Source organism: Streptomyces poriferorum (assembly GCF_019399235.1).
Lineage (GTDB): Bacteria > Actinomycetota > Actinomycetes > Streptomycetales > Streptomycetaceae > Streptomyces > Streptomyces poriferorum.
In genome coordinates this window covers 1-10,440 of sequence record NZ_JAELVH010000374.1, presented here as the reverse complement: position 1 = coordinate 10,440, position 10,440 = coordinate 1, and the positions used below count along the sequence as shown (strand labels likewise).

The following is a 10,440-nucleotide window of genomic DNA, read 5'->3' as shown; positions in this document are numbered from 1 at the left end:
CTATCTCGCCCGCGGCGGCGATCGGGGCGAGCGGGGTCTCGTCGCCGTGAAGACGCTGCTGGCCGAGGGCACCGTCAGCGATGTCGACCGGCGGCGCTTCGCGCGCGAGGTGGCGGTCGCGCAACGGGTCGCCAGCGCCTACACGGCGCGGGTGCGCGACGCCGACCCCGCGGCGGAGCGGCCGTGGATGGCCATCGACTACATCGCCGCACCCCCGCTCTCCGAACTGGTGCGCAACTGCGGGGTGTTGCCCGCTTCGGCCGTACGGTGGATCGCCGCCGGCACGGCGGAGGCCCTGGTCACACTGCACGGGGTGGGCATCGTCCACCGCGATGTGAAGCCGCAGAACGTGCTGCTGCCGCTGGACGGCCCCCGGGTCATCGACTTCGGCATCTCGCACGCCAGCGACCTCACGCTGACCGGGCTCACGCTCGGCACGATCGCGTTCACCTCGCCCGAGCAGGCGCGCGGCGAGGAGTCCACCGCCGCGTCCGACGTCTACTCGCTCGGCGCGACCCTGTTCCTGCTCGCCACCGGGCGGCCGCCCTACGCCGCCGACGGCGACACCCTGCGGCTGCTGGCCCGTGTCCAACGTGGCGAACTCGACCTCGGCGGGCTGCCGAAGGAGCTCGTCGCGACGATCCGGCCCTGTCTGTCGGTCGACCCGGAGCGGCGCCCCGAGCCCGCCGACCTGCTCGCACGCTTCCGCGCGGCCCAGGCCCATCTGCCGGCCTCCCACAGCGGCACCCGGTGGCTGCCGCCGCGGTGGACGGCGCTCATCGGCGCGTACGCGACCCAGGGCCTGGAACTCGCGAACGCCCACCGGACGAACAGGACGGGTCGCACGGATCGCCCGGATCACACAGGCCGGACGAGCCGGACGAGCCGGCCCAGGCCGCCGACGGTGAACCCGGCGGCCCCGACACTCGTCCAGCGCACGAACCCGGTGCCGCCCCCTCCCCCAACGCTGATCTACCCGCCGGAGCGCCAGGCCCGGGCGGCCCGCGACCGTGACCGCCGCGATCGGACCCGGCGGGAGATGGCGGCCCTCGCGGAACTGGCGGAGCGGCAGCGCGCGGAGCAGGCCGAGCAGGAACGCGCCGAACGGGAGCGTGTCGAGGCGGCGCGCCTGGACGCCGAGCGGCAGGCAGCCCAGCGAGAGGAGGCCGAGCGCGCCCGCCGCGAACGGGAGCGCGCGGCGCAGGAACACGCCCGCGCAGAGCAGGAGCGTGCGCGGAGGCGGGCCGAACGGGAACGGATCCAGCGCGAGGAGGCGGCGCGGGAGCAGGCCGAGCGGGAGCGGGCCGCAAGGGAAGCGGCCGAGCGCGAGGCGGCCCGGCGGGCCGAGCAGGAGGCCGCCCGCCGGGCGGCCCGTGCCGCCCGGGCGCGCACGACCTCACCCAGCACCGCTCCGACCGGGCCGCCCGGGCCGACGACGACGCGTCCGACGCCGCCTCGGACCGGCTCCTCGGGGAACTCCTCGGCACTGGGCTGGCTGGCCGCCGTGGCCGTCGTCATCGCGCTGCTGGTCTGGCAGCCCTGGGAGTCGACGGGCAACGAGAGTGGCAGCAGAGGCAGTTCGTCGAGTTCCGGCAGCGGCGGATCGGCGTCGTCCGACAACGACACCAGCACGGACGACTCCGGCTCGGACACCGACACCGATTCCCACAGCGACAGCAGCTACGACTCCGACAGCGACACAGCGGACGATCCGACGCCCACACCCACGCCCACTCCCACGCCGACCCCCACCCCGGATGCCACCGACCGGGCGTTCGCCGCTGTGCACGCCGGCGACTGCCTCGACGTGTACAACGACGGGCACGACGACATGAGCGCCGGCAGCCCGGTCCGGGTGAGCTGCAACGCCTCGAACGCGTATATGCACGTCAACCGTGTCAGTACCCGGTCGGGTGGATCCAGCTCCTGCGATACGGGAGCGGGATTCACCTGGTGGAGCAGATCCGGTGACGACGGCGTCGACCGGACGCTCTGCCTCGACCGGGTGTACCAGGTGGGCCAGTGCTTCCCCGCGGACGTGAACGGGGCCACCAACGCCGACCTGACCGTGGTCTGGCGCTGCAACGCGTCGACCGTACCCAAGGCCGGTCAGTCCATCCTGCGCATCACCGGGCTCTACCGGGCTCCGACGGCGGGCCAGAACTGGACCTGCCCGTCGGAGCGCGGTGAGAAGTTCTGGTACTGGCAGGTGAACCAGGGCCGGAGCATCATCTGCGCGTCGGCCGCCTGAACCTGCCCGTACCGGTGCCGAAGGGGCCCGGATCACCAGGCCCCTAGATCACCAGGCTCAGCAGCGCCGCCACCACGAAGCCCGCGACCGACAGGACCGTCTCCAGGACCGTCCAGGACTTCAGGGTGTCGCGCTCGGAGATGCCGAAGTACTTCGACACCATCCAGAAGCCGCCGTCGTTGACGTGCGAGGCGATGATCGAACCGGCCGAGATCGCCATGATGATCAGCGCCAGGTGCGGCTGTGAGAAGTCTTGGTCCTCGACGAGCGGGACCACGATGCCGGCCGTGGTGACGATGGCCACCGTCGCCGAGCCCTGGGCGATGCGCAGGACCGCCGAGATGAGCCAGGCGAGCAGGATGACGGGCAGGCCGACGTCGTTGAACGTGTCGGCGAGCGCGTCCGCGATGCCGCTGGCCTTGAGCACGGCGCCGAAGATGCCGCCCGCGCCCACTACGAGCAGGATGTTGCCGACCGGCTTGAGGGACGACGTCGACACGGACTCCAGGGACTTGCGGGACCAGCCGCGCCGGATGCCGAGCAGGTAGTAGGCGAGCAGCAGCGCGATCGTCAGGGCGACGAACGGGTTGCCGAAGAACTCGATGACCGAGCGGGGTGTCGAGGGGTCGAGCGCGATGGAGGAGAACGTCGCGGCGAGGATCAGCACCAGCGGGGTGCCGATGATCGCGAGGACGGTGGAGAGCGCGACGGGGGCCTCGTGCGGGGTGACCCCGGCGGCCCGCTGCTCGGCGACGACGGCGGCCTTCGCCTCCTCGGCGGCCTCGACCATGTCCTGCGGGACCTCGACGAAGATCCGCTTGCCGATCCACGCGGCGTAGCCCCAGGCGGCCAGGACCGACGGGATGCCGACGACGGCGCCCATCAGGATGACCCAGCCCAGCGAGACGTGGAAGAGGCCGGCGGCGGCGACCGGGCCGGGGTGCGGCGGCAGGAACGCGTGTGTCATGGACAGGCCCGCGAGGAGCGGCATCGCGTAGAGCAGGATCGACTTGCCGGAGCGCTTGGCTGCCGCGTAGACGATCGGCGCGAGGACGAAGATGCCGACGTCGAAGAAGACCGGGATACCGAAGATCAGACCGGTCAGGCCCATGGCGAGCGGGGCGCGCTTCTCACCGAAGAGGTTCAGCAGGCGGGCGCTCAGCACCTCGGCTCCGCCGGAGACTTCGAGGATCGCGCCGAGCATCGTACCGAGGCCGATGATGATCGCCACATGGCCGAGGATGCCGCCCATGCCGGACTCGATGACGGAGACGGCGGCGGACTTCTGCACCGTACCGAAGAGCTCGGTGACGGAGAGGCCGGCGCCCAGGCCGACGGCTATGGAGACGGCGAGCAGCGCGACGAACGGCTGGAGCCTGACCTTGATGATCAGGAAGAGGAGGAGCGCGATGCCGAGGACGGCGACGGTCAGCAGACCGGCCGTCCCGTCTATGAGGAGGAGGAGTCCACCGGTGTGGGGTGGCGTCTCGACCGGTGGGGGGCTGGCGGCGAGCAGCATGGGTAACTCCGTTGTCGTCCATGGGTTCTGGGTAGGGCGGAGCGCGGCACGGCGCCGCTGTGGAGCGGGGCGCCGTGCCGTGCGTGGTGGTGCGGTGGTGCGGGTGCGGCAAGGGGATCAGGCTCAGCCGAGGACCGCGAGGGCGTCGATCTCGATGAGCAGGCCCTTGGGCAGGCCGACGTAGACCGTCGTGCGGGCGGCGGGGGCCTCCTTGAGGTTCTGCTCGCCGAAGTAGGTGTTGTAGATCTCGTTCATCTCCGCGAAGTGGTCCACGTCCGTGAGGTAGACGCGCATCATCATCACGTCGTCCCAGCTCGCGCCGCCCTCCTCCAGGATCGCCTTGACGTTGGCGAAGGTCTGGAGGGTCTGCTCGCGCAGGGTCGGTCCGGCCGGGGTGGGGGCCTGGCCCTCGACGGCGGGCAGGAAGCCGACCTGGCCGGCGACCTGGAGGATGTTCCCCTTCCGCACGCCGTGCGAGAACTTCGCGGGCGGGGCGGTGTGGGTGCTCGGGGTGAGCGGGGTCTTCACGGTCTTGTCGGTCATCGCTGATCAGACTTTCTTGGGTCGGTTGGTGCCGGAGTACTCCCGGCTGATGGTGTCGGCGGTGCGACGGACCAGGGGGAGCAGGGTGAGGAGTTCCTCGGCCGTGACGACCACGTTCGGTGCGGAGACCGACATCGCGGCGACGACGCGCCCGTCGGCGCCGCGGATGGGTGCGCCGACGCAGTTGATGGACTCCTCGTGGCCACCGAGGTCGGTGGCCCATCCCTGTTCGCGCACGGTGGCGAGTTCCTTGAGGAAGGCGCCGGGGCCGGGGGTCGAACGGGACGTGTACATGGGGTAGTCGAGCTTCTCCGCGATGGAGCGCCGCTCGGTCTCGGAGAGGTCGGCGAGCAGGAGTTTGGCCACGGCAGCGACGGTGATCGCGACGGGCTTGCCGATGCGGGAGTACATCCGTACCGGGTAGCGGCTCTCGACCTTGTCGATGTAGAGGACCTCGTTCTCCTCGTACACCGCGAGGTGGACGGTGTGGCCGCAGTTCGCGTTGAGCTCGACGAGGTGCGCGTGGGCGATCTCCCGTACGTCGAGGTTCTCGACGGCCTCCTGTGCGAGGGCGAAGAGCCGCGCGCCGAGGCGGTAGCGCTGGTCCTGCTGGCGGTAGACGAGCCCGTGCTCGTGGAGCGTACGCAGGAGGCGCAGGGCCGTGGACTTGTGGACGCCGAGCCGCTCGGCGACCTGTCCGAGGTCGGCGGGTCCCTGGGCGAGCAACGGCAGGATGCTCAGCGCCCGGTCGACGGTCTGGCTCATGCGCGTGCCTCGCAGTCCTCGGCCCGGCCTTCGCCGATGACGCCCCTCTTGTCGAATCGCTCGCAGCACTCGCTCATGTCGTACGTACCTCCGTGTCGTCCCCCGTCCACCCGGGGCCGAGACGCAGTCTCCCCCAGTCGGTGTCGTCGAGGGCCGCGAGGCGGTCCGCCCGGTCGCGGGCGGGCGGGTCGGTGAGGTCGCCGGGGACGGTGAGGACGGCGGCGGCCATCAGGTGCCCGTGCCGGGCCCGGTCGCGGACGGGCAGCCCGCGCAGGGTGGCGGAGAGGAACCCTGCGGCGAAGGCGTCACCGGCCCCGACGGGGGCGACGACGTCGACGCGGAGGGCTGGGACGTCGGTGACGGTGTCGGCCGGGTCCGGCCCTGCGGAGTACACCGTCGCGCCCTCAGCGCCCCGCTTCACGACCAGCACCGCCGGTTCCGGCAGCGCCTCGCGGATCGCGGCGGCACCCTTCACCCCCCACGCCTCCTCCGCCTCGTCCTCGCCGACGAAGACGAGGTCGGCGCGGCGGGCCAGGTCCAGCAGGACGCCCGGGGACGCGTCGGCGTCGCGCCAGAGGCCCGGGCGGTGGTTGACGTCGAAGGAGACGAGCGGGCGCCCGGGGCGCGGGGCCGTCAGCTCGTGCAGCAGGGCCAGGCAGTCGGCGGAGAGCGCTGCCGTGATGCCGGACAGGTGCAGGACCCGGCCGGTGAGCAGCACCTCGTGCGGGACGTTCGCGGGCGACATCGCCGAGGCCGCGGACCCGGCCCGGTAGTACGCCACCTCGTGGACGTCGGTGCCGCGGTCCGTCGCCGTACGGAAGTAGATGCCCGTGGGCCGGCCCGGGTCGCGCCGCACCGCGGAGGTGTCGACCCCGTACGCGGAGATCGCGTCGACGAGGTGGTCGCCGAAGCCGTCCGCGCCGACCCGGCTCACCCAGGCCGCGCGGTGCCCGGCCGCGGCGAGGGCGCAGGCCACGTTGGACTCGGCGCCGCCGATGCCGCGGCCGAAGGAGGGGACGTCGGCGAGGCGCCCGGGCCGTGAGGGCAGGAACGTCACCATGGACTCGCCGAGGCACACGACATCGGTGGCCGTTTCGGCGTCGGTCCTGGCCGGGGTTCCGGACACTCGGGCTCCTCGGGGTCGGGCGGGCGGCGCCGGGTCTCACCATTGACCGGGCGTCGGCTCGGATGTTAGACAGCCCTGAGCGATATACGCAATGGGTGTTGCATATGTTGCAACGGTGAGTGAACTGCGACGCCGACCTACTTCGATCGAGAAGGAGCCCCCATGGCTGCCGACCGCCCCGTGGACGGACCCACCGGAACCGCCGGAACCGCCGGACTCGCCGGGCCGGCCGGACTCGCCCGACTCGCCGCAGAGCGGGTCGACCACCGGTTCAAGGCGCTCCCGCCCGACGCGGAGGGCCTGACCGTCGGCGACCTGGCCGCCGAGCGGCGCAACCTCTTCACCGGCGGGTTCACCACCCCGGTGCTCGCGCTGTCGGCCGAGTCCGTCGCCCACAACCTGACGCTGCTGGAGACGTACGCACAGCGCCACGGCCTCGCCTTCGCACCGCACGGCAAGACCTCGATGTCCCCGCAGCTGTTCGCCCGCCAGCTGGAGCACGGCGCGTGGGGCATCACCGCGGCGGTCCCGCACCAGGCACGCGTCTACCGGGCGTTCGGGATCCAGCGGATCTTCCTCGCCAACGAGCTCGTCGACGCGGCAGCGCTGACCTGGCTCGCGGGCGAACTGAACGCCGACCCGGAGTTCCGCTTCATCTGTTACGTCGACTCGGTGCGCGGCGTCGAGCTGATGGACCGGGCCCTGAGCGAGGCCGGCGCCTCCCGCCCGGTGGACGTCGTCGTGGAGCTCGGCGCGGGCGACGGCGCACGCACCGGTGCCCGTACGGAGGCAGACTGCGCCGCCGTCGCCGACGCGGTGGCCGCCGCCGGGACGCTGCGTCTGGTGGGTGTGGCCGGTTACGAGGGCGAGGTGCCGGACGCGACCGGGGAGCGCGTACGGGACTGGCTGCGACGGCTCGTCGCGCTCGCCGCGGACTTCGACGCGGCGGGGCGGTTCGCGGCAATGGACGCCGGTGAGGCGGTAGTGATCAGCGCGGGCGGCAGCGCGTGGTTCGACGCGGTCGCGGACGTGTTCGCCGAGATCCCCGAACTCTCCTTCCCCGTATGCAAGTTGCTCCGCTCGGGGGCGTACGTCTCGCACGACGACGGGCACTACCGCCATCTCACCCCCTTCAACCGGGTCCCCGAGGAGGGCGCGCTGCAGCCCGCCTTCCGGCTCTGGGCCCAGGTCGTGTCGCGCCCCACCGGCGAGCAGGCGTTCCTGAACGCGGGCAAGCGGGACGCCGCCTACGACCTCGACCTGCCGCAGGCACAGGTCGTGCGGTCCGGGCGCGACGGCTCGGTGCGGGAGGCGACGGGGATCGAGGTAACCGGCCTGTCGGACCAGCACGCGTGGGTACGGACGGACGGGGCGGCCGAGCTGGAGGTCGGGGACTGGGTGGGGATGGGGCTGTCGCACCCCTGCACGAGCTTCGACAAGTGGCAGCTGATTCCGCTGGTCGAGGCGGACGGGACGGTCACGGACTACGTCCGCACGTTCTTCTGAGCCCCACCCGATCGATCCCCACAGATCCATCCCCACCGATCCGTCCCCACCGATCGAGCTTCACCGATCGATCACCACCGGTCGAGCCCCATCGATCGAGCTTCACCGATTGCGCCCCACCGATGAGCGCGGGCCGGGGCAGTGCCCCGGCCGGCCCTGAAAGGCACCCCCCATGGACCTGGTCATCCGCGACGCCCGCGTCATCGACGGCACCGCCACCCCTTCCTACCGCGCCGACGTGGCCCTCGCCGACGGCCGCGTCGCGGAGATCCACCGCGAGGACTCCCCCGGCCCCCGCCCCACCGCCGCCCGCACCCTGGACGCCGACGGTCTCGCCCTCTCCCCCGGCTTCGTCGACATGCACGCCCACAGCGACCTCGCCCTGCTGCGCGACCCCGACCACAGCTCGAAGGCGGCGCAGGGCGTCACCCTCGAAGTGCTGGGTCAGGACGGGCTGTCGTACGCCCCCGTCGACGACCGCACCCTCGCCGAGGTCCGCCGCTCCATCACCGGATGGAACGGCGACGGGAGCGACATCGACTTCGACTGGCGCACCGTCGGCGAGTACCTCGACCGGCTCGACCGCAACTTCGGCGGCCGGGGCATCGCGGTGAACGCCGCCTATCTGATCCCGCAGGGCACCGTCCGGATGCACGCGGTCGGCTGGGACGACCGGCCCGCCACCGAGGCCGAGCTGTCCCGGATGGAGCAACTCGTCGCCCAGGGAATGGCCGAGGGCGCCGTCGGCATGTCCTCGGGACTCACCTACACCCCGGGCATGTACGCGGACGACGCCGAACTCACCGCCCTGTGCAGGGTGGTGGCCCAGCACGGCGGCTACTACTGCCCGCACCACCGCTCGTACGGCGCCGGAGCACTGGAGGCGTACGAGGAGATGGTGCGGCTCACCCGCACCGCGGGCTGCGCCCTCCATCTCGCCCACGCCACCATGAACTTCGGTGTGAACGAGGGCCGCGCCCCGGAGCTGCTCGCCCTGCTCGACGGCGCGCTCGACGCGGGCGCCGACATCTCCCTCGACACCTACCCGTACACCCCGGGCTGTACGACCCTGGTCGCCATGCTGCCCAGCTGGGCGAGCGAGGGCGGCCCGGAGTCGGTCCTGACGCGCCTGGCCGACGACACCACGGCGGCGAGGATCCGCCACGACCTGGAGGTCGTGGGCTCGGACGGCTGCCACGGGGTGCCGATCGAGTGGGACACCATCGAGATCTCCGGCGTCAGCGTGCCGGACCTCGCCGCGCACGTCGGCCGTACGGTGGCCGAGTCCGCGCAGGTGCGGGGCGAGGAGCCCTGGGTGACCGCGCGGCGGCTGCTGCTGGACGACCGGCTGGGGACGACGATCCTCCAGCACGTGGGCCATGAGGAGAACGTCCGGCAGATCATGCGCCACCGCGTCCACACCGGCGGCAGCGACGGCATCCTCCAGGGCGACAAGCCGCACCCGCGGGCGTACGGCACGTTCCCGCAGTATCTCGGCCGGTACGTGAGGGAGCTGGGCATCCTCTCCCTGGAGGAGTGCGTCGCCCATCTCACCTCGCGCCCGGCGGCCCGGCTGCGGCTGGCCGACCGCGGGTACGTGCGCGAGGGCTACCGCGCCGACCTGGTGCTCTTCGACCCGGCGACGGTTGCGGCCGGCTCCACGTTCGACGAACCCCGCACCCTGCCGACCGGCATTCCGCACGTACTGATCGACGGCCGTTTCGTCATCGAGGACGGGAAGCGGACCCAGGTGCTGGCGGGTCGCTCGGTACGGTCCGGCAGCACGGCCGCCGCCGGAGCCCGGTAGTTTCCGTCCTCGCGGCCGGGGCACCCGCCTGAACATGAATATCTCTGCGACAGCCCGGAAGAGTCACGGGAAGGCAAGACGGGCGGGTGACAGTTCGGCCGTCGAGGCGGCCGGCCGGGCGGGATTCGTCGCCCGCGGAGTGATCTATGTCCTGGTCGGCGTCCTCGCGCTGCGCATCGCGTTCGGCGGGGACGGGGGCGGCGAGAAGCAGGCGGACCGGGGTGGGGCGCTCGCGGAGATCGCGCAGAAGCCTTTCGGTTCCGTCCTGCTGTGGGTCCTGGGGGTCGCCCTGGCCGGTATGGCCCTGTGGCGGCTGTCCGAGGCGGCGTTCGGAGCCGCGGGCCCGGACGGGCGCAAGGCGACCAAGCGCCTGGCCTCGGCGGGACGCGCCGTCTTCTACGCCTTCGTGTCGTACTCGGTCCTGATGTTCGCGGCGGGCGACCGGGGCAGCGGCAGCGGTTCAGGCGACTCGCAGTCGAAGGACGTCACAGCTCAGGTGCTCGACATATCGGGCGGGCGCTGGCTGGTGGGTGCGGCCGGGGCGGTCATCGCCGGCGCGGGCCTGTGGATCGCGGGCCGGGCGGCACTCCGGAAGTTCCACAAGCATCTGCGGATGGGCGAGATGTCGCCCGCCGAGCGGCGCGCCGTGGACATCACCGGGGTCTTCGGCGGTGTCTCCCGAGGACTCGTCTTCGCGGTCGCGGGCGGCTTCGCCGTGGCCGCGGCGGTGAAGGCCCGCTCGGGCGAGGCCAAGGGGATGGACGACACCCTGCGCTCCTTCGCCACGACACCGGCCGGCCCCTGGCTGCTGGCCCTGATCGCCGTGGGCCTGATGGCGTTCGGCCTGTTCTCCTGGGCGAACGCCATCAGGCCCACGGCGATCAGGGCCAGCAGCCAGGGGCCGGCCGGTGTCGTGGCGAAGG

8 protein-coding genes are annotated in these 10,440 nt (G+C 72.4%); 4 read left to right on the top strand and 4 right to left on the bottom strand.

Annotated elements, in window-relative coordinates; genetic code table 11:
- The coding region (locus JGS39_RS36130) for a serine/threonine-protein kinase (protein ID WP_219573996.1) at nt 1-2,251 on the top strand (2,251 nt) is incomplete at its 5' end.
- A 43-nt stretch (nt 2,252-2,294) separates the two neighbouring features.
- On the opposite strand, the gene JGS39_RS36125 is transcribed toward JGS39_RS36130, so the two are convergent.
- The 4 genes from JGS39_RS36125 to JGS39_RS36110 all read right to left on the bottom strand — a co-directional run bounded on the left by JGS39_RS36125 (nt 2,295) and on the right by JGS39_RS36110 (nt 6,204).
- Complete coding sequence (locus tag JGS39_RS36125) at nt 2,295-3,770, bottom strand: GntP family permease (protein ID WP_219573995.1); 1,476 nt, start codon at nt 3,768-3,770, stop codon at nt 2,295-2,297.
- Nucleotides 3,771-3,893: 123 nt separating this feature from the next.
- Nucleotides 3,894-4,313: a RidA family protein gene (locus JGS39_RS36120; RefSeq protein WP_219573994.1), complete on the bottom strand. Its 420-nt coding sequence runs from the start codon at nt 4,311-4,313 to the stop codon at nt 3,894-3,896.
- A gap of 6 nt (nt 4,314-4,319) precedes the next feature.
- Complete coding sequence (locus JGS39_RS36115) at nt 4,320-5,078, bottom strand: IclR family transcriptional regulator (protein ID WP_219573993.1); 759 nt, start codon at nt 5,076-5,078, stop codon at nt 4,320-4,322.
- Between the two features lie 73 nt (nt 5,079-5,151).
- Entirely contained in the window at nt 5,152-6,204 is a 1,053-nt protein-coding gene (locus tag JGS39_RS36110) for a sugar kinase (protein WP_219573992.1), read from the bottom strand.
- 162 nt (nt 6,205-6,366) lie between these two features.
- Here JGS39_RS36110 and JGS39_RS36105 point away from each other — a divergent pair, with 162 nt between their 5' ends.
- The 3 genes from JGS39_RS36105 to JGS39_RS36095 form a co-directional block, all read left to right on the top strand.
- On the top strand, nt 6,367-7,710 hold the full coding sequence (locus JGS39_RS36105) for an alanine racemase (protein WP_219573991.1): 1,344 nt from the start codon (nt 6,367-6,369) through the stop codon (nt 7,708-7,710).
- Between the two features lie 172 nt (nt 7,711-7,882).
- A complete protein-coding gene (locus tag JGS39_RS36100) occupies nt 7,883-9,517 on the top strand; it encodes an N-acyl-D-amino-acid deacylase family protein (protein WP_219573990.1) in 1,635 nt (544 codons plus the stop codon).
- A gap of 34 nt (nt 9,518-9,551) precedes the next feature.
- On the top strand, nt 9,552-10,440 hold an 889-nt coding region (locus tag JGS39_RS36095; RefSeq protein WP_219573989.1), incomplete at its 3' end, for a DUF1206 domain-containing protein.

Coding starts and splice junctions, on each gene's coding strand:
- JGS39_RS36105 (WP_219573991.1), top strand. CDS start 6,367: ATGGCTGCCGACCGCCCCGTGGACGGACCCACCGGAACCGCCGGAACC.
- JGS39_RS36125 (WP_219573995.1), bottom strand. CDS start 3,770: ATGCTGCTCGCCGCCAGCCCCCCACCGGTCGAGACGCCACCCCACACC.
- JGS39_RS36100 (WP_219573990.1), top strand. CDS start 7,883: ATGGACCTGGTCATCCGCGACGCCCGCGTCATCGACGGCACCGCCACC.
- JGS39_RS36115 (WP_219573993.1), bottom strand. CDS start 5,078: ATGAGCCAGACCGTCGACCGGGCGCTGAGCATCCTGCCGTTGCTCGCC.
- JGS39_RS36120 (WP_219573994.1), bottom strand. CDS start 4,313: ATGACCGACAAGACCGTGAAGACCCCGCTCACCCCGAGCACCCACACC.